Origin of the sequence: Mixta mediterraneensis (assembly GCF_030283135.1) — a bacterium.
GTDB classification, from domain to species: domain Bacteria; phylum Pseudomonadota; class Gammaproteobacteria; order Enterobacterales; family Enterobacteriaceae; genus Pantoea; species Pantoea mediterraneensis.
On the sequence record NZ_JASUAZ010000011.1, the window covers coordinates 76,874 to 96,186 of the forward strand.

The window sequence follows — 19,313 nt, forward strand, 5'->3', positions numbered from 1 at the left end:
TATCCGTATTACGGCTGGCAAAAGCCAGCCCGATAAGAAAGAATCAGTCTAATCAGCGCGCTACATCTGCGCCAGCGCTTTTGCTAGTGCGCAATGCTGTCTGATTCATAAGGTGGTGAACGGTAGCGCGGGCACCTTGCTGCAAAAGTTGCTGATAAAAATCCGTTAATCGTGCAACAACCTCGACATTTTGCGGGAGATCTTCGCCGAAAACCGTTTTTATTCCCAGCAGCGCGCGCACGCGTGCTTCTCCTTCCTCGCTGTTTGCTACGCACTTTGTCAGCTCGTTTTTCAGAGGATCACGGATCTCGAACGGCTGGCCTTGCTCATCAACGCCACCGACATAACGCATCCAGGCGGCGATGCCAAGCAATAACAGATCGCAACGACTCCCGTTGCGCAGATGCCAGCGCAGGCTGTCGAGCAGACGCTGTGGCAGTTTTTGGGTGCCATCGGTCGCAATCTGGTAAGTACGATGCTTAATGGCGCGATTTTCATAGCGGGCAATAAGCTTACTGGCGTATTCCTGCAAATTAATGCCCTGAGTGCGCAGCGTCGGTGCTTGCTCGTTTACCATTAAGGCGCGAGCGGCGGCGCGAAAATGGCCGTCTGCCATACAGTCGCTGATGTGTTCATAACCGGCCAGAAAGCCTAAATAGGCCAGAAATGAATGGCTGCCGTTCAGCATGCGCAGCTTCATCTCTTCGAATGGCAGGACATCGTTTACCAGTTCGGCACCTGCGTTTTCCCAGGCGGGGCGTCCACTGACAAAGTTATCTTCAATCACCCATTGAAAAAACGGTTCCGCTTCAACGGCCACGGGATCGGCGGAACCCAGGCGGGCGCTGAGCTGTTCAAAGGCGCTGTCAGTCATGGCGGGCACGATACGATCGACCATGGTCGAGGGAAAGGTAATGTGCTGCTGAATATAGTCGGCTAATGCCTCATCCTGATGCTGCGCCAGCTGTACGATCACGTTGCGCGTGACGTGGCCGTTTTCCGGCATATTGTCACAGGACATCACGCTAAACGGCGCTAAACCGGCAGCGCGACGACGACGAATGGCTGCCAGAATCAGCCCCGGCAGTGAACGAGGGGCGTCAGGATGGGCGATGTCATGCACAATATCGGGATGGTCAGGATTGAGATCGCCACTGGCGGGTAAATGGCAATAGCCTTTTTCCGTCACGGTCATCGACACAATCGCCACATCTGGCTGGCTCATTGCCTCAATGACTGCATCGATGCCGTCGCCTTTGCCATGCAGCGCGGCGGTAATGACACCGATAACGCGGGTATTCAGCGAATCGTCAGCCATTTCAGTGACTGTATAGAGTAAATCCTGTGCCCGCAGCGCCTGAATCAGTGCGCCGCTGTTGAGATTCACTTCGCAATAGCCCCAGTCACTGCCCTGTTCGGCGAGCTTATCGCTACACAGCGCCTGATGCGCGCGGTGAAAAGCGCCAAAGCCGATGTGCACCATGCGGGTTTTAAGTTGGCTACGGTCGTAGCGTGGCTGCTGAATATCAGCGGGAAGGCGATCAATCTGTAACATAGTCCGTCCTTATGGCAAACGGGACGCCGAGCGCCCCGTAATCAATAATGCGTTAACCGCGTGAAGCTCAGACCGAAACCGGTTTATCACTGGTTTTCGGACTGCGGATCACAAAAAGCACCAGGAATGCGCCGACGGCAGCGACACAACCTGCCAGCACAAAGGCGCTGTCAAATTTGCCCGTGTGCTGCACGATAAAGCCTGTGACGACTGGACCGATGATGCCGGATAAGCTGCCTACCAGATGAATAAACCCGCTGATGCTGCCAACTCGGCTTTTATGCACCACATCCTGAATAATCGCCCAGTAGATCGCGCCGGTGATGTAGAGAAAGAAAATGGATACCGACATCATCATCACGGCAGGTACGACATCTTTTATCGTACCTGCCAGCGCGACACAAATGGCGGCAGCAAACAGTGAGACCACTAACACAATTTTACGTGACAACAGCAGCTTGCCGGTGAAATTAAAAATTTTATCGGAGATCCAGCCACCGAGCGCCAGGCCAACAAAACCGACAATCCACGGGATCATCGTGGTGATGCTCATCGCTTTGATGTCAAGGCCATGCGCCTGCACCAGATACGCCGGGAACCAGCTCAGAAAGAAAAACAGAATGTAGTTGTAACAGAAGAAAGCATACGCCGTGACCAGGATGACTGGCTGGCGCAAATAGTAGCCGAAGGTGTGTGACGTTTGCGATAAGTCGGCTTCATCATTCGGACTTTCGGCTTTCATCTGATCAATCAGCGCTCGCTCTTTTGCCGTTACCAGCTTGCTCTTTGCGGGGGTATCGGCGGCAAAGAAGAGCCAAATGGTCATCCACGCCAGACCAATACAGCAAACGATGATAAACGCGGGTCGCCAGCCGTAGGCGAGCGCCAGATAGCCAATAATGGGCCCCGCGACCGCGCCCCCAAGCGGAGAACCGGCGCTCAGCAACCCCATGGCGGTTGCCGCCTGTTTTTTCGGAAACCAGCCGTTGATGGCTTTATTCGCCGAAGCGCAAATCGGGCCTTCTGCCATGCCGAACAGCACACGCAAAATCAATAACGACCAGAAGCCGGTAGCCAGCGCCGTCATGCCGCAAAAGATTGACCATGCGCCGACAGCGACGGCAAGCACCATTTTCGGGCCATATTTGTCGGTCGCCAGGCCACCCACAAAGTTAAACAGCGCATAGCCGAAGAAGAAACTGCCGAAAATCATGCCGAACTGCTCAGCATTAATCACCAGATCTTTTTCTACCAGCGGCACGGTCAACGACAGCGCTACGCGATCGAGGTAATTGATCATATAGACAAGGAATAACAGTAATACGAGGGTCCAGCGCAGATTCTTAAACATAGAAACTCCGTGATCTGTTTTCTATTTGTAATAGGCCGGCGGGTACGCACCGGCAGAAGACAGCTGGGGTACGGATTAGGTTAATGCATTTGCAGGATCACCTTGCAGCAGGTACGAGGATCTTTTTCGAACAGCGTCATGGCGCGTTCGATGTCATGCAAAGGAAAATAGTGCGTGACCAGCTTCTCCGGCTGGATCAATCCTTTTTCCATCCATTCAATCACCTGCGGAAAGCGATGGCTGTTCAGGCGCGAAGTAAACAGCGACAGCTCCTTGCTGGTTAAACTTTGCTGGGTAAGGCTGCAGGGTTCGCCAGAGAAGCCAAGCAAACCGATGCGTGCTGCGGGCGAAGCGAGGGCAACGGCTTCAGCCAGAATGGTCGGATGGCAGGCTGCATCAATAATCAGTGTCGGCTGCACGCCTTCCAGCTGCGCGGCCAGCGGGACCTCGGCATTGTTAAACACGCGATCGGCACCGTTCTGTAAGGCCAGCTCAAGGCGCTGCGGCAGGCGATCCACCACTAAAACCTGCTCAACATGGTATACGTTTTTCAATACCTGAATGGCGGTTAAGCCCATTGGACCCGCGCCGTATATCAGCGCCACCTCCTGCTGTTGCGGTTTCAGAAAGGCAGTGATGTTAGCGGCAATGGTAAACGGTTCGATCAGACTGGCGAGTCTGTCAGGGATCGCGTCCGGCAGACGATAAGCATTAGCTGCTGGCACGACGGCATATTCGCTGAAACCACCGTCGCGATGCACACCCGTTACCTGCAATTCTTTACAGACGTTAGGGCGACCAACAGAGCACGGATAACAGTGACCGCAGCTCACCACCGGATCGACCGCTACGCGCTCGCCGAGACGTGTACTCGCCACGCCGTCGCCCAGCGCATCAATAACGCCAAAAAATTCATGCCCAATTACCCGTGGATATTTGGCAAACGGATTATGACCATGCCAGATGTGAACGTCAGAGCCGCAGATGCTGGCAAACTGTACTTTCACCCGTACTTCACCAGTAGCCGGTTCAGGCAACGGTCGGTCGGCCAGCACCAGCTCGCCAGGTCGCTCAATAACAACACTCTTCATGACGATCTCCTTACCAGTTCCACAACGTGCCGTCTTCAAGGCGGGCTACCGGCAAACAGGCGGGTTCATAGGGATATTTCGCTGCCAGCTTCTCGTTAAATTCAATGCCTAAACCCGGCTTATCACCCGGATGCATGTAGCCATCGTCAAATGTCCAGTTCGCGTCAAACAGCTCCATCATATGTTCGGAGAAGCCCATATATTCCTGGACGCCAAAGTTCGGCACCCAAAGATCAAAGTGCAGTGCGGCCGCCATGCACACCGGCGACAAGTCGGAAGGGCCATGCGAGCCGGTACGCACCTGGTACAGCGAGGCAAAATCGGCAATACGCCGCATACCGGTAATGCCTCCCGCATGGGTAATAGTGGTGCGGATGTAGTCGATCAGCTGCTCTTCAATCAACTGTTTGCAATCCCAGATGCTGTTAAATACCTCGCCTACCGCAATTGGCGTCACGGTGTGCTGCCGAATCAGGCGAAAACAGGCCTGGTTCTCCGCCGGGGTCGGATCTTCCATCCAGAACAGGCGATAATCCTCTACGCTTTTGCCGAAGCGTGCGGCTTCGATCGGCGTCAGGCGATGATGCATGTCGTGCAGTAAATGCTCATCAAATCCGAATTTATCGCGGATGCTGGCAAACAGTTTTGGCGTGAAATCGAGATATTTTTCGGTTGACCATAATTGCTCTTCCGGCCAGCTGCCTTTGGTTGCCGGTTCGTAAGCCAGACCTTTGCCTTTTGCCATGCCATAAGTGGTTTTCATGCCCGGAACGCCGCATTGCGCGCGAATCGCTTTAAAGCCCAGCGCTTTATGCCGGGCGTAGTCGTCAATAACTTCGTCAATGGAGTGACCGGTAGTGTGGCAGTAAACCATCACGCCAGTGCGCGATGCACCGCCAAGTAACTGATAAAGCGGCATATTGGCGGCTTTTCCTTTGATGTCCCATAACGCCATGTCCACGGCTGAGATCGCTGACATAGTGACCGGGCCACGACGCCAGTACGCCCCTTTGTAGAAGTATTGCCAGATGTCTTCAATCTGATGCGCATCGCGACCTATTAACTGCGGGCAAACGTGATCTTTCAGATAGGAGGCGACAGGTAATTCGCGGCCATTCAGGGTGGCATCACCCACGCCGGTCAGTCCTTCATCGGTGGTGATTTTCAGGGTAACGAAGTTTCTGCCTGCACAGGTTACAAACACTTCCGCGTTAACAATTTTCATCTTTCTGCCTTCATTCAGCGTTTAATGAAGAAAAAGTACGCGCATTAATACTACCATACAAGTTTATGTAGCAGAGTTGTGAACAGACTCACACTGTCAGCCAGCGGGAAAGAGGGAAGGGGTTGAGGGAGCTCAGGGCGGCGTCAATACCGCCCTTTAAAACGCGGTCAGGCCAACAGCGGACACTGCGGCGGTAAGCGACAACGCAATGCGCCGGGCAGAACGTCAATATGAAACTCACGCCCCGACAGCGGTTCACCGTCCAGGTTAAAAGTCATTTCATGCAGCGAACGAATATGCAGTGATTGCAGCTGCTTTCTTACAATGCCTGGATTTTCATCATCGCCGGTCAGAGAATGCATCAGTGTCGGCAGCAGTTCCTGTGCGGTGACGATGCTGATGTCCAGTTGCCCGTCATCAATCAGCGCAGCAGGACACAAACGCTGACCGCCGCCCGCCTGGCGACCGTTACCGATACCAATCACCAGGGCATCGCCTTGCCAGTGAAAATCCGGTCCGCTGATGTCGCAGCTGTCCGGCTTAAGCGTATCCATGCGCACCAAACCATGAATGAAATAAGAGACGCCACCAAGCGCGGACTTTAGCTTCTCCGGCGTTTCGGTCGTGATGCGAGTGCCAAAACCACCGGTTGCCATATTGATGAAATAGCGCTGCTGATTGACTCGCGCCAGATCGATCTCGCAGGCTTTACCCTGAATCGCCAGCCGTAGCGCCGCTTCCATCTCTGTTGGAATGCCAGCGCTGGTGGCAAAGTCGTTCGCCGTCCCGAGCGGCAAAATTCCTAACACGGGGCGGCTTGCCACCTCAAGGACTGCCAGCGCAGTGGCAATTTCATTGATGGTGCCATCGCCACCGCCAGCCACCACGGTTTCGGCTTGCAGCGTCATCGCTTCATCTAAATAACGCTGTCCGTCGCCTTTTTCCCAGGTAACACGCACCGCAATATTAAAGCCTTCATCACGCAGCTTATTGATCGCCACGCGCAGGTCTTCATTGCCTGCACCTTTGCCGTTGAGGATCAATAACGTTAGCGAATTTTTATCCATGATACGTTCCTTGAAGGCCAGTTCAGAAAAGAGGAGGTATATCCTTTAGTGTCCGGGCTGCCTCTGGTTAGCGGCATCTGTCTGCCCGAAACAGTCGTTTACTGTGTTCATTAGCTTTGGTTGGCTCACCGCCTTATAGCACTTTGAACGCTTCAGGGTATAACACAGCTGAGGCTAAAAAATTATTGGCGAAAGGGAGAAAAAAGAAAACCCGCACGGGGGAGCCGGGCGGGTGAAGGAGGTGGTTCCTAGTGTTACCTGCTTTTTTTTGTTACTCGTTAGCAGCAGGCGCGACTATAAAACAGAGCGCAGCGGGGGTCTGTGATCCTACTCTAACTTCGCCGAAACTTTTTCGCTGGTAAATAATTTACCGTGCGGATCGCGGGTATTCAGCCCATCAGTAAAATTGCGTAGCAGCAGGCTAAACGGTAGATCAACGTTTTGTGGCACCTGTAACCAGACGCGATGCCCATCACCCGGCGCAACGTCAATGGCTTCGCCGCGCGCATTTTGCAGCGCATCCAGAGTACAAATCAGGTTGCCGGATGGCGTCATGATCTCCAGGTTGTCATGCAGCATAAATTTATTTTTTACCGCCACTTCTGCCCAGTCGCCCCGGCGTTTGCCGCTGAACTCGCCGACAAACTGCTGACGTTCCGAAACCGAATAACCCTGCTGGTAGTTCTGGTAGCTGTCATGGGTATGGCGACGCAGAAAACCTTCGGTATAGCCGCGATGCGCCAGGCCTTCCAGCGCCAGCAGTAACTGTGGATTGAACGGTTTACCCGCCGCCGCATCGTCAATGGCCCAACGATAAATCTGGGCGGTACGCGCGCAGTAGTAAAATGATTTAGTACGGCCTTCTATTTTCAGCGAATGCACGCCCATCTGGCTCAGACGTTCAACATGCGCCACGGCGCGCAGATCTTTGGAGTTCATGATGTAGGTGCCGTGTTCGTCTTCAAAAGCACTCATCACGTCGCCCGGCTTCATTTTTTCTTCGAGCAGGAACACCTTATCAGTAGGCTGTCCGACACCCAGCGTTGGTGTGACGTTCTGCACCGCAATCGGCTGATGCATTTCGACAATATTGCCCGCATCGTCTTGTTTGCCTTCTTCCACTTTATATTCCCAGCGGCAGGCATTCGTGCAGGTTCCCTGATTGGGATCGCGTTTATTCATATAACCGGAAAGCAGGCAGCGGCCGGAATAGGCCATGCACAGCGCCCCGTGGACAAAGATCTCCAGCTCCATTTCCGGCACCTGGTGACGAATTTCGGCGATCTCTTCCAGCGACAGCTCGCGTGACAGGATCACCCGCGTCAGGCCCATCTGCTGCCAGAACTTCACCGTTGCCCAGTTCACTGCGTTAGCCTGCACGGAAAGGTGAACTGGCATCTGCGGGAAGGCGTCGCGTATCAGCATGATCAAACCCGGATCGGACATGATTAACGCATCTGGCTGCATTTCCACTACGGGCGTTAAGTCGCGGATAAAAGTTTTTAGCTTGGCGTTATGTGGCGCGATATTTACCACGACATAGAATTTTTTACCCAGCGCGTGCGCTTCATTAATGCCTTTAGCCAAATTTTCATGGGTGAATTCGTTATTACGCACCCGCAGGCTGTAGCGGGGCTGCCCGGCATAGACGGCATCTGCACCATAGGCAAAGGCATAACGCATGTTCTTCAGCGTTCCGGCTGGAGAGAGGAGTTCGGGTTTCAACAGATTTTCTCACTGATGTCAGGTCAGCACACCGCCGGATGCGGCATGTACAAGGCCGTTCTGAGCGGCCCCGTAAAAGGTGCGGAATTGTAGGCTGTGAATAGCGTTGGGTAAATTGATCTAAATCAATCTAGATCAAATGACAGCTGTCAGCTTCCCAGCGATACCCCATGCCATAAACGGCACGGATAAACGGCTGTTCCGCATCAAGGTTCTCCAGCTTGCGGCGCAGGTTTTTAATATGGCTGTCAATGGTGCGATCGGTAACGACGCGGTAGTCGTCATACAGATGGTTCAGCAATTGCTCACGTGAAAACACCTTGCCGGGTTCTAATGACAAGGTTTTCAGCAAGCGAAATTCGGCAGGGGTTAAATCCAGCGGTTCTTCGCGCCAGCTGGCCTGGAAACGGCCTTCATCAACTTTCAGCAGCGATGATTTTTGCACTTCTTCTGGGGAACGTTTTACCCGACGCAGAATGGTCTTGACGCGCGCCACCACTTCTCGTGGGCTAAACGGTTTGCAGATATAATCGTCGGCACCAATTTCCAGCCCCAGCAGGCGATCAATCTCTTCGGTTCGCGCCGTGACCATAATGATCGGCAGCTCGGAGAAACGACGGATTTCACGGCACAATGTTAAGCCATCGGTGCCTGGTAGCATCAGATCCAGCAACAGCAGATCAGGCAGTGTATGCTGAACGTAGTCCAGCACCTCGTTGCCATGGGCAATATGATGAGTGCGATAGTTAGAAGCCTGAAGATAATCAATCATCAGCTGAGCCAGTTTCGGCTCATCTTCCACAATAAGAATCAGCGGGTCTTGTTTTTCCTGGCTCATAATCAGCTACGCATGAGGAACATAGCGCAATTGTAGCGTGATTTTCAGGCCACCTAAATCAGAGTGTGTCGCAGAAATGTCTCCGCCATGCGCATCGACGATATTTTTACAGATGGCTAAACCCAGGCCAGAACCGCCGCTGGCACGGTTACGTGAGCCTTCGGTGCGGAAAAAACGCTCAAATATTTGCGCCTGATATTCACCATCTACGCCGGGCGCACTGTCATCAAATGTCAGCATCCAGTAAGGCGCTTCATACCACAGGCGCACCTGGAGACCGCCGCCCGCATCGGTGTAGCGCAGACTGTTTTCCAGCAAATTAGTGAACAGCTGCAATAGCCTGTCTGGATCGCCAAAGAAAGGGGCATCTTCCGGCAGGGATAAGTTAAGCGTTAAACCATGCGAGCGATAGCGTTCGGCAAAGCTCCCCGCTGTGACTTCCATGAGCTGCACTAAATCGGTGGCCTGTTTGCGATAGGCAAGGGCGCCTTCATCAGAAAGGGAGAGCTGGTGCAGATCGTCCACCAGCTTGGTGAGCACAACCACTTCGCTTTGCAGCGAGGCAATGGCTTCCGGGGTCAGTTTCCGCACGCCATCCTGCATCGCTTCCAGCTCGCCCCGTAAAATCGCCAGTGGGGTGCGCAGCTCATGCGATATATCGGCCATAAAGGCACGCCGCATACGTTCATTTTTTTCCAGCGAACTGGCAAGGCGGTTGAAATCATGCGCCAGCTGACCCAGCTCATCGTGGCTGCTGACCTCAACCCGACTGGCAAAATGGCCGGCCGCCAGATGGTGCGTTCCATCCACCAGCCGTTTTACTGGGGCCAGCAGGCCGCGGGCAATCAGCCAGGTCATCAGTGCCGCCAGTAAGGTCGATAACCCGACGATATACCAGCTGGTGCGGCGTTGCTGCTGATCAAAGTTGATGTCAGTACTGCGCGTCAGGCGCTCCGGCGGCGATCCGATGACCCATCCGACAATTTTGCCATTGCTTAACGTAATGTTGCGGCGCGATCCCTCCAGCGGCACTGGCGAACGCGGGCCAACCAGCACTTTATACTGCTGATCGATAATCCAGAACTGGGTGCGCCAGCCGTGCGGGGGGAGCTGATTGCTGCTGTCGGGATTCTGCTCCAGCGAACGCAGAATATTAAATACCAGTCGATCGTTATGACGCAGGAAATCCCAGTCGCCATGCTGCTCGAACTGATCCGCTAGCGCATCACTGAGCATATTTAAACGCTGTTCATTGCCGCGCTTAATGTAATCCACAAAGCCATGCTCAAAGCTGAGACGTACGCCCCAGTGCATGGTGATCAACACCATCATGCTGGTGGCGAATATGGCCATAAAAAGTTTGGCACCAATACCGAGGTGCAGAGTCGGTTTCATTGACTTCTCCGGCGTCGCAGATCGACGTTTTTACTGATTTCTTTGGGTACGCGCCAGAATACCAGGGCAGGCAGGATAATAATTAACGCCATGCACAAATAGGCGTAAACAAAGGTTTGGTGACTGGCTGCGCTGTCGCGGACGGCATCCTGACCGAACGCGCCCAGTAGCAAACCGGCAATGGTAACGCCGATACTCATCGACAACTGCATAATCATCGACAGCAAACTGTTGCCGCTGGAGGCGAGCTCATCCGGCAGCTCTTTTAGCGTTAAGGTATTCATGGAGGAGAAGCGAATTGCGTTCACTGTGCCTTGCAGAAACAACACCAGCGGCAGCAGCCAAACCCAGCCCAACAACGCCGCCAGCGGGAACAGCAGCACGATAAAAGCCAAAGCAATGGTTGAACCAACCAGCACGTTGCGATAGCCAAACAGATTGACGATGCGCACCACGATGCGTTTCATTCCCATATTGCCGAGTATCATGGGTATCATCATCAATCCCGCGTGGAACGGGCTGTAACCCATGCCGATCTGTAAAAAAATGGGCGTCATAAACGGCAACATACCGCTGCCGATACGACCGGTAAAACTGCCAAGTAGGCCAATGGAATAAACGCGGTTCGCAAACAGCCTGAGACTGAAAATGGCGCGTTCGTTGCCGCGCGCGTGCATCAGATAGAGCAGCAGCGAAAAGAAGCCGACCAGGATCATTGCGCCCAGCAATAGCGGTGAACCACCGCTGCTGCGCTGCCCATCCAGTGCCAGCGTTAAGGTCGCCATGCCCGCCGCCAGCAGCAGGAAACCGGAAAAATCAAAGCGGCGGGTGGGCATAGAATAGTTTGGCATTAACATGATGGTGGCAATGGCACCTGCAATGCCAACCGGAATATTGATTAAGAAAATCCAGTGCCAGCTGGCGTATTGTACCAGCACGCCGCCGAGCGCCGGGCCCACCAGCGGTCCAATTTGCCCAGGCAACGTAACGAAGGTCATTGCCGACATGTATTGTTCGCGCGGCACGATTTTCATCACCGTCAAACGGCCCACCGGCACCATCATCGCCCCGCCAATGCCTTGCACTACGCGCGCCATAACCAGGTGATTGAGCGTGCCGGCAAAAGCGCACAGCAGCGAACCGAGGCTGAACAACACAATCGCGCTGAAGAAGATATTACGTACACCGAAGCGATCGGCCAGCCAGCCGCTGACGGGCAACGTTACCGCCACGGTTAAGACGTAAGAGACAATAACCGAGTGCATATGCAGCGGACTCACACCCAGGTCGTTCGCCATAGACGGAATGGCCGTATTGATGATGGTGGTGTCCAGCGTCTGCATAAAAAATCCGAAAGCGACAATCCACAATTGCCAGCGCACCGTCGCGTTCTGAGTACCCATCAATTCGTCCCCTTAACTTTGTGTGGCGTTAACGGCATGAGACGGCTTTTTGCGCCGCAGTTTATCCATCATCAAATACACCACTGGTGTGGTGTAGAGCGTGAGTAGCTGACTCATCACCAGGCCGCCCGCAATAGTGATGCCGAGCGGTTGGCGCAGCTCCGCGCCGTCGCCGCTGCTTAATACCAAGGGTAGCGCACCGAACAGCGCTGCCAGCGTGGTCATTAAAATCGGCCGGAAGCGCAGCAGACACGCCTGGAAAATTGCGTCGCGCGCGCAGAGGTTGCCGTTACGCTCGGCATCCAAAGCAAAATCAACCATCATAATGGCATTTTTTTTCACGATACCAATCAGCAACAGAATACCGATCAAGGCTATCAGGCTGAACGGCGTATCGAACAACACCAGCGCCAGCAGCGCGCCCACGCCCGCCGAAGGCAGCGTTGACAGAATCGTCAGCGGATGCACATAGCTTTCATAAAGTATGCCCAGCACGATATACACCGCCGCGATGGCCGCTAACATCAGCCACACCTGACTATTTTGCGACTGCTGGAACACCTGCGCGGTGCCGGCAAAGCTGCCACGTACGCTGGCGGGTACGCCCAGCGCCGTCATGGTGCGGTCAATGGCTTCTGACGCCTGCGACAGCGACACGCCTTCCGGCAGGTTAAATGAAATTGTCGTCGCGGCAGATAAGCCATCATGGTTTACCGACAGCGGGGCATTGGCGGGTTGCCATTTGGCAAACCACGACAGCGGAATGGCTTTGCCTTCGTTGTTAATGACAAACATCTGATCCAGCGCGCTGATGTCCTGGGTATAGCGCGGATCGATTTCCATCACGACTTTGTACTGATTGAGCGGCTGATAAATAGTGGAAATCTGGCGTTGACCAAAGGCATTATTTAACAGGGCATTGGCTTCAGAAACATCAATGCCTAGGCGTGCCATGCTGTCGCGGTCATAGGTCAGCGCCATCTCGCTGCCTTTGTCCTGCTGATCGGAGTTCACATCTGCCAGCTCCGGCAAGGCCGCAAATGCCTGTCGGATCTTCGGTTCCCAGGTTCTTAAATCGTTGAGATTGTCCGACAGCAGCGAATATCGATAGCTGGCGTTGGATTCACGCCCGCCGACGCGAATATCCTGAACCGCGTTCAGATAGAGATTTGCCCCCGGCTCTTTTGCCAGCTTTATGCGCAATCGCGCAATCACTTCCTGCGCACTTTCGTTACGCTCCGACAGCGGTTTTAGCGAAATGAACATCGATCCGCTGTTGGTACGTTGTCCACCGGTAAACCCGACCACGCTATCTACCGCCGGATCGGCCCCCACGATTTGCATGAAATCCTGCAATTTGCCGCGCATCGCCTGAAACGAAATGCTCTGATCGGCAGAGATAAAACCAGAAAGGCGGCCCGTATCCTGTTCAGGCATAAAAGTTTTAGGAATGCTGATAAACAGCCAGACGGTCAGCGCCACGGTGCCCAACAACAGCATCAGTACCCAACGCGCATGATCAAGCACCCAATGCAGTGAACGACCATAACCTTGTTGCATCGACAGCAAGACACGGCCAAAACCACGCCGACGCGGCTGGCTGCGCGGCGCGTGCGGCTTCAGCAAATAAGCACACATCATCGGCGTGAGCGTGACGGAGATAAAGAGCGAGATGATAATCGCTACCGAGAGCGTGATAGCAAACTCGGCAAAAAATCGGCCAATCAAGCCGCCCGTCATCAGCAACGGCAGGAACACCGCAATCAATGACAAACTCATCGACAGCACGGTAAACCCGACTTCATGCACCCCTTTCAGCGCCGCAGGCAACGGCTTCATTCCGGCTTCGACATGACGTGCAATATTTTCCAGCACCACAATCGCATCATCCACCACAAATCCGGTGGCGATAGTCAGCGCCATCAGTGACAGATTATTCAGGCTAAAGCCGCACAGATACATTGCCGCAAAGGTGCCAATGAGTGAAACCGGCACCGCTACGGCGGGGATCAGCGTGGCGCGTCCCGAACGCAGGAAGGCAAACACCACCAGAATCACCAGCACCACTGCAATAACCAGGGATTGCTCAACTTCATGCAGCGAGGCGCGTATTGTCGGAGAGCGATCCTGCGCCACCTGCAAGTCAATCGCCGCCGGGATCACTTCATGCAGTTCTGGCAGTTCGGCACGGATGCGATCCACGGTATCAATAACATTGGCTTCGGGCGTTTTACGCACGACCAGCAACACCGCAGGTTTACCGCGTGACATCCCGGCGTTGCGAACGTCCTGCACTGAATCCTTTACCGTTGCCACATCTGACAGTTTTACCGCCGCGCCATTATTGTAATGCACAATCAGCGGCTGGTATTCGCTGGCGCTTTGCAACTTATCATTGGTACGCAGCTGCCAGCGCTGTTCGCGATCCTCCAGCGCTCCTTGCGGGCGACGCTGGTTGGCGTTGGAAATGGCTTCACGCACCGCATCCAGCGAAACGCCCTGATTAAACAGCGCCTGCGGATTCAGCGCCACGCGCACGGCTGGTAATGAGCTGCCCCCTACCGTGACATCCCCGACGCCCTCAATTTGTGACAGCTTTTGTGCCAGTTGCGTTGAGGCATAATCGTACAGTTGACCCGGATTGTAGATGTCCGAGGTCAGCGTCAAAATCATTACTGGCGCATCAGATGGGTTAGCTTTGCGATAGGTTGGTCGAGAGGGCATACCGGTTGGCAGCAGGCTTTGTGCCGCGTTAATCGCGGCCTGCACATCGCGCGCAGCACCGTTAATGTCGCGATCAAAATCAAATACCAGAATGATGCGCGTGCTGCCCAGCGAACTGGTGGAGGACATTTCACTGACGCCCGCAATGCGCCCCAGCGATCGCTCCAGCGGCGTCGCCACCGATGAGGCCATCGTCTCAGGCGCAGCGCCCGGCAGCGAGGCGGAAATAACGATAACGGGAAAATCCACCTGGGGCAGCGGAGCCACGGGCAACAAACGAAATCCAGGTATGCCCGCCAGCGCAATCGCAATTGTTAACAGCGTCGTGGCGACCGGTCGGTGGATAAACAGCGCGAAGAACTTCACTCTGCCGCCTCCGAACGTCCCAGGCGATGGCGCGTAGCGAGCGCCAGACGATCAAACAGCAGGTAGATAACCGGCGTGGTAAACAGCGTCAGGATCTGGCTGAGGATTAAACCGCCAACCATCGCAAGCCCCAGCGGATGACGCAACTCGGCGCCAACGCCGGTACTGAGCATCAGCGGCAGCGCCCCCAACAGCGCCGCCAGCGTGGTCATCAAAATCGGGCGGAAGCGCAGCAGGCAGGCCTGATAAATGGCGTCATACGGAGCCATGCCCTGTTCGCGTTCAGCAGCCAGCGCAAAGTCGATCATCATGATGGCATTTTTCTTCACGATGCCGATCAGCAAAATAATGCCAATGATGCCAACAATATCCAGCTCGTTGCCGCTTAACATCAACGCCAGCAGCGCGCCGACCCCCGCGGTTGGCAGCGTCGAAAGAATGGTGATCGGATGGATAAAGCTTTCATATAACACGCCCAACACGATGTACATTGCGACAATTGCCGCCACAATCAGCCAAACGGTGCTGCTCAGCGCGGCTTCAAACGCCAGCGTGCTGCCCTGAAATTGCGTCATAACGTCTGAAGGCATACCGAGTTGGCCTTCGGCTTGCGTTACGGCCTTAACCGCATCTTCAAGTGAATAGCCGTCGGCGACGTTAAACGAGAAGGTGGCGGATGGAAACTGATCGAGATGGTTAATACTCAGGGGAGTATAGCGTTGTTCGATTTTGGCGATGGCGCTGAGCGGCACGCTGCCGCCGTCGCTGCTGGCCAGGCGGATCGCGTCCAGACTTTCCAGCCCTGGCGTAGTGCGATTGTCCTGCTCCAGCACCACGCGATATTGATTAGCCTGGGTGTAAATAGTCGAGATCAACCGCTGACCAAAGGCGTTATACAGGGCATTATCGATGTCCGCCATGTTAATGCCCAGGCGGCTGGCGCTGGCGCGATCAACATTTACGTAAGCTTCCAGTCCCTGATCCTGCCAGTTGCTGCTGACATCACGTAGCTGCGGTAACCTGTTTAGCTCACTCAGCAGCGCTGGCACCCAGGTACTTAATGACTCCAGCGATCCTGATTGCAGGGTGAACTGATACGGCGTGCGGCTGGCCTGAGTTTCAATCGTCAAATCCTGTACGGCTTGTAGCCATAGCTGTACGCCAGGGATCTGGTTTACCTGCTGTTGTAAACGCTGCTCCACTTCAGGAATACGATCATCGCGCTCGCTCAGCGGTTTCAGGTTGATCTGCAAACGCGCGCTATTTAATGCGGCATTCGTGCCGTCCACGCCAACAAACGAGGTCAGGCTTTGTACCGCGGGGTCTTTCATAATGATTGAGGCGACATCGCGGGTACGCTGCGCCATGCTGGCGTAGGAGACTGACTGGGGGGCCTGCAAGGTGCCCTGAATAATGCTGTTGTCCTGCTGCGGAAAGAAGCCTTTCGGGATCGCTATCCACAGCAAAACGGTTAAAACCAGCGTGCCAAGCGCCACCGACAAAGTCAGCCAGGGATGATTCAGCACCCGGCTTAAACCGCGACCGTAAACCGCAATGATGCGGTCAAACATCGCCTCACTGGCGCGCGAGAAACGATTCTGCTTGCGCAGTGATTCAACGCTCAGCATACGTGCGCACATCATTGGCGTCAGCGTCAGCGATACAATACCCGAAATCAAAATCGCCACCGCCAGCGTGACGGCGAATTCGCGGAACAGACGACCAATCACATCGCCCATAAACAGCAGCGGAATTAATACTGCAATCAGTGAGAAGGTCAGGGAGATAATGGTAAAACCAATTTCACCCGCCCCTTTAAGGGCGGCGGTGAGCGGCTTTTCGCCTTTTTCGATATAGCGTGAGATGTTTTCGATCACCACTATCGCATCGTCTACCACAAAGCCGGTGGCGATAGTTAATGCCATCAGCGTCAGGTTGTTGATCGAGAAGCCAAGGAAATACATGGCGGCGAAAGTGCCGATCAGCGACAGCGGCACCGCGACGGCTGGGATGACAGTGGCGGGAACGTTGCGCAGGAACAGATAGATGATCATCACCACCAGCGCCATTGCTAGCATTAACTCATGCTGAGTATCGCTGACGGATGCGCGAATATTGGTGGTGCGATCGGTAAGCAACTTCACATCCACCGACTTTGGCAACGTTGCCGTCAACGCAGGCAGCATGGCGCGAATATTGTCAGCGGTGGCGATAATATTTGCGCCTGGCTGACGCTGCACGTTCAGTACAATGGCCGGATCGCGATTGGCCCAGGCGCCGAGCCAGCTGTTTTCGGCACCTTGTTCGATGGTGGCCACATCACCCAATCGCACTGGTGCGCCATTGTTGTAGCTAACGATCAGTTGACGATAATCCTCTGCTGATTTCATCTGATCGTTGGCAGAGAGCGTGACAGAACGCGTTGGGCCATCAAGGCTGCCTTTGGCCGAATTGACGTTAGCATTGCTGATTGCGGTCCGTACGGTTTCACTGGTTAAGCCTGACGCCGCTAGTGCCTGCGCATTCATTTTCACCCGCACTGCGGGTCGCTGGCCGCCGGAAAGCGTGACCAGACCCACGCCAGAAACCTGGGAAATTTTCTGTGCGATGCGCGTTTCCACCATGTCCTGAACCTGGGTCAGCGGCATGCTGCTGGTGGTAACGGCAAGCGTCATAATTGGCGGGTCGGCGGGGTTGACCTTGCTGTAAACCGGCGGATTTGGCAGATCGCTGGGCAACAGATTTGTCGCGGAGTTGATTGCCGCCTGCACTTCCTGTTCGGCAACGTCGAGCGGTAGCGTGAGCTGAAACTGTAGCGTGACCACCGACGCACCGCCGGAGCTTTGCGAAGCCATCTGCTTCAGGCCGGACATCTGACCAAACTGACGTTCCAGCGGAGCCGTTATTGAAGAAGCCACCACATCCGGGCTGGCGCCGGGATAAAGCGTGACGACCTGAATGGTTGGATAATCCACTTCGGGCAGTGCCGAGACCGGCAAAAAGCGGTAGCCGAGCACGCCTGCCAGTAAAATAGCAATCATTAAGAGTGTGGTTGCGACCGGGCGCAGAATAAACTGGCGCGACGGTCCACCGCTGGAATCAGGAGGCAACACCTGCATTACTCGCGATCTCCCTTCGATGGCAACGTCGCGCGACTGCTATGTGTAGCGGTGCTTTGCGGCGCGACGACCTCTACGGTGGCGCCTTCAGTCAGACGATCTAATCCGTCGGTGACAACGCGCTCGCCGGATTCCAGCCCGGCGCTGATCACCACTTTTTGGCTATCCTGCAACCCCGCGGTGACGCTTTTTTTGCTGACTTTATTCTCGCTGTTGATCACCCAGACGAAGTGGCCTTCATTCCCCATTTGCAGTGCAGCAGTGGGGATCACAATCGCATCCTGCAAGGTATTGACCTTTAATCGCGCATTGACGAACTGGTTAGGGAACAGTAGATCGTCCTGATTATCGAAGCGTGCTTTGATTTTGATGGTGCCGGTAGTGACATCAATTTGATTGTCGAGGCTAAGCAATTTACCGGTAGTCAAAAGGTTCTGATTACTGCGATCCCAGGCTTCCACCAACAGAGGCTCGCTGCCTTTCTGTGCTTTTAAAATCTGGCTGATGTTGTTTTCAGCCACGCTGAAAACAACATCGACAGGATGCGTTTGGGTGATGACCACAATCCCGCTGGTATCGCCGCTGGTAAGGTAGTTACCCACGTCAACCTGTTTCAGGCCGACTCGTCCGTCAATCGGGGAGGTAATGCGGCTGTAGGTCAGATCGAGCTGGGCGCTGGCGACGCTGCCCTCATCAGCCTTGATGGTGCCCTGTGTCTCACTGACCAGTGAGCGCTGGGTATCGAGCTCCTGTTGTGACACCAGCGAAGTTTTCGCCAGCTTTTCGTAGCGCGCCAGATCGCGTCGGGCATTAGCAAGGGTTGCCTGGTCTTTTGCCAGCTGGCCTTGTGCCTGGGTTAATGCCACCTGATAGGGACGTGGATCGATTTCTGCCAGCAGCTGACCGGCTTTGACCTGCTGACCTTCATCAAAATGAATTGCAACCAAATCACCATTTACCCGGCTGCGCACCGTGACCGTATTGGCTGCGGTAACCGTGCCTAAACCGCTGAGATATTGCGGCACGCTTTGCGTGGTGGCGCTGGCAGCCTGCACTGGCGCCAGCGGACGACGGGCGCGGTTGCCGCCTTTTCCACGTTGCGGGTGGGTATCCGCTTGCGTGTCGGTATTGGGCTGCGCCGGATGCTGCCACCAGTAATAAGCGCCTACGGCAGCGGCAAGCACCACCAGAACCATCAGGCTTTTTTTCGTAAAAGGATTGCGGGTGCTCATCTTTTTTATTGCTCTCCAGCAGTGTCGTCGTTCCATAAACAAGCCGAAAGTCGTCGGCCTGCAAACGACAGAGTGTAGCTGTCTCTGTCGGACAGAAATTGAAGGAAATAAGGATAACTGTCAGGTCGGGGTAAGTATTCATATTCTGACAATATTCCGCCCGGATTATGCATAAACGCGCCAAATCCCTTTGCTATGCTGAGTGAGCGTTCCTCTCGACTC

General features: G+C 54.5%; 12 protein-coding genes. All 12 read right to left on the minus strand.

What is annotated here, in order from left to right; translation table 11 throughout:
* Positions 1-52 precede the first annotated feature (52 nt).
* The 12 genes from QRY16_RS09585 to QRY16_RS09640 all read right to left on the minus strand — a co-directional run bounded on the left by QRY16_RS09585 (position 53) and on the right by QRY16_RS09640 (position 19,091).
* The gene (locus QRY16_RS09585; protein ID WP_289776412.1) at positions 53-1,555 is read right to left on the minus strand and encodes a mannitol dehydrogenase family protein; all 1,503 of its coding nucleotides are present in this window, start codon (positions 1,553-1,555) and stop codon (positions 53-55) included.
* 67 nt (positions 1,556-1,622) lie between these two features.
* Entirely contained in the window at positions 1,623-2,906 is a 1,284-nt protein-coding gene (locus tag QRY16_RS09590) for an MFS transporter (protein WP_289776413.1), read from the minus strand.
* A gap of 80 nt (positions 2,907-2,986) precedes the next feature.
* Positions 2,987-3,997 (minus strand): Zn-dependent oxidoreductase, encoded by a 1,011-nt coding sequence (locus QRY16_RS09595; RefSeq protein WP_289776414.1) that lies wholly within the window; start codon positions 3,995-3,997, stop codon positions 2,987-2,989.
* A gap of 10 nt (positions 3,998-4,007) precedes the next feature.
* Entirely contained in the window at positions 4,008-5,222 is a 1,215-nt protein-coding gene (gene manD / locus QRY16_RS09600; RefSeq protein ID WP_289776415.1) for a D-mannonate dehydratase ManD, read from the minus strand.
* Positions 5,223-5,389: 167 nt separating this feature from the next.
* A complete protein-coding gene (gene yegS, locus QRY16_RS09605) occupies positions 5,390-6,289 on the minus strand; it encodes a lipid kinase YegS (RefSeq protein ID WP_193404880.1) in 900 nt (299 codons plus the stop codon).
* Between the two features lie 327 nt (positions 6,290-6,616).
* Positions 6,617-8,017 carry a prephenate-dependent tRNA uridine(34) hydroxylase TrhP gene (gene trhP / locus QRY16_RS09610; RefSeq protein WP_289776427.1) on the minus strand — a complete coding sequence of 467 codons (1,401 nt, stop codon included), beginning with the start codon at positions 8,015-8,017 and terminating at the stop codon, positions 6,617-6,619.
* Between the two features lie 127 nt (positions 8,018-8,144).
* On the minus strand, positions 8,145-8,852 hold the full coding sequence (baeR, locus tag QRY16_RS09615) for an envelope stress response regulator BaeR (RefSeq protein WP_193404881.1): 708 nt from the start codon (positions 8,850-8,852) through the stop codon (positions 8,145-8,147).
* A 6-nt stretch (positions 8,853-8,858) separates the two neighbouring features.
* A complete protein-coding gene (gene baeS / locus QRY16_RS09620; protein WP_193404882.1) occupies positions 8,859-10,247 on the minus strand; it encodes an envelope stress sensor histidine kinase BaeS in 1,389 nt (462 codons plus the stop codon).
* The gene (gene mdtD, locus QRY16_RS09625) at positions 10,244-11,650 is read right to left on the minus strand and encodes an MFS transporter (RefSeq protein ID WP_289776416.1); all 1,407 of its coding nucleotides are present in this window, start codon (positions 11,648-11,650) and stop codon (positions 10,244-10,246) included. The genes baeS and mdtD overlap by 4 nt, the downstream gene beginning before the upstream one ends.
* Positions 11,651-11,662: 12 nt before the next feature.
* The gene (mdtC, locus tag QRY16_RS09630) at positions 11,663-14,740 is read right to left on the minus strand and encodes a multidrug efflux RND transporter permease subunit MdtC (protein ID WP_289776417.1); all 3,078 of its coding nucleotides are present in this window, start codon (positions 14,738-14,740) and stop codon (positions 11,663-11,665) included.
* The gene (locus QRY16_RS09635) at positions 14,737-17,859 is read right to left on the minus strand and encodes an MdtB/MuxB family multidrug efflux RND transporter permease subunit (protein ID WP_289776418.1); all 3,123 of its coding nucleotides are present in this window, start codon (positions 17,857-17,859) and stop codon (positions 14,737-14,739) included. Before QRY16_RS09635 ends, mdtC begins: the two co-directional genes overlap by 4 nt.
* Positions 17,859-19,091, minus strand: a complete 1,233-nt coding sequence (locus tag QRY16_RS09640) for an MdtA/MuxA family multidrug efflux RND transporter periplasmic adaptor subunit (RefSeq protein ID WP_289776419.1) — start codon at positions 19,089-19,091, stop codon at positions 17,859-17,861. The genes QRY16_RS09635 and QRY16_RS09640 overlap by 1 nt, the downstream gene beginning before the upstream one ends.
* Positions 19,092-19,313 lie beyond the last annotated feature (222 nt).

Coding starts and splice junctions, on each gene's coding strand:
- QRY16_RS09595 (WP_289776414.1), bottom strand. CDS start 3,997: ATGAAGAGTGTTGTTATTGAGCGACCTGGCGAGCTGGTGCTGGCCGAC.
- manD (WP_289776415.1), bottom strand. CDS start 5,222: ATGAAAATTGTTAACGCGGAAGTGTTTGTAACCTGTGCAGGCAGAAAC.
- QRY16_RS09640 (WP_289776419.1), bottom strand. CDS start 19,091: ATGAGCACCCGCAATCCTTTTACGAAAAAAAGCCTGATGGTTCTGGTG.
- QRY16_RS09635 (WP_289776418.1), bottom strand. CDS start 17,859: ATGCAGGTGTTGCCTCCTGATTCCAGCGGTGGACCGTCGCGCCAGTTT.
- QRY16_RS09590 (WP_289776413.1), bottom strand. CDS start 2,906: ATGTTTAAGAATCTGCGCTGGACCCTCGTATTACTGTTATTCCTTGTC.
- baeS (WP_193404882.1), bottom strand. CDS start 10,247: ATGAAACCGACTCTGCACCTCGGTATTGGTGCCAAACTTTTTATGGCC.
- QRY16_RS09585 (WP_289776412.1), bottom strand. CDS start 1,555: ATGTTACAGATTGATCGCCTTCCCGCTGATATTCAGCAGCCACGCTAC.
- mdtD (WP_289776416.1), bottom strand. CDS start 11,650: ATGGGTACTCAGAACGCGACGGTGCGCTGGCAATTGTGGATTGTCGCT.
- yegS (WP_193404880.1), bottom strand. CDS start 6,289: ATGGATAAAAATTCGCTAACGTTATTGATCCTCAACGGCAAAGGTGCA.
- baeR (WP_193404881.1), bottom strand. CDS start 8,852: ATGAGCCAGGAAAAACAAGACCCGCTGATTCTTATTGTGGAAGATGAG.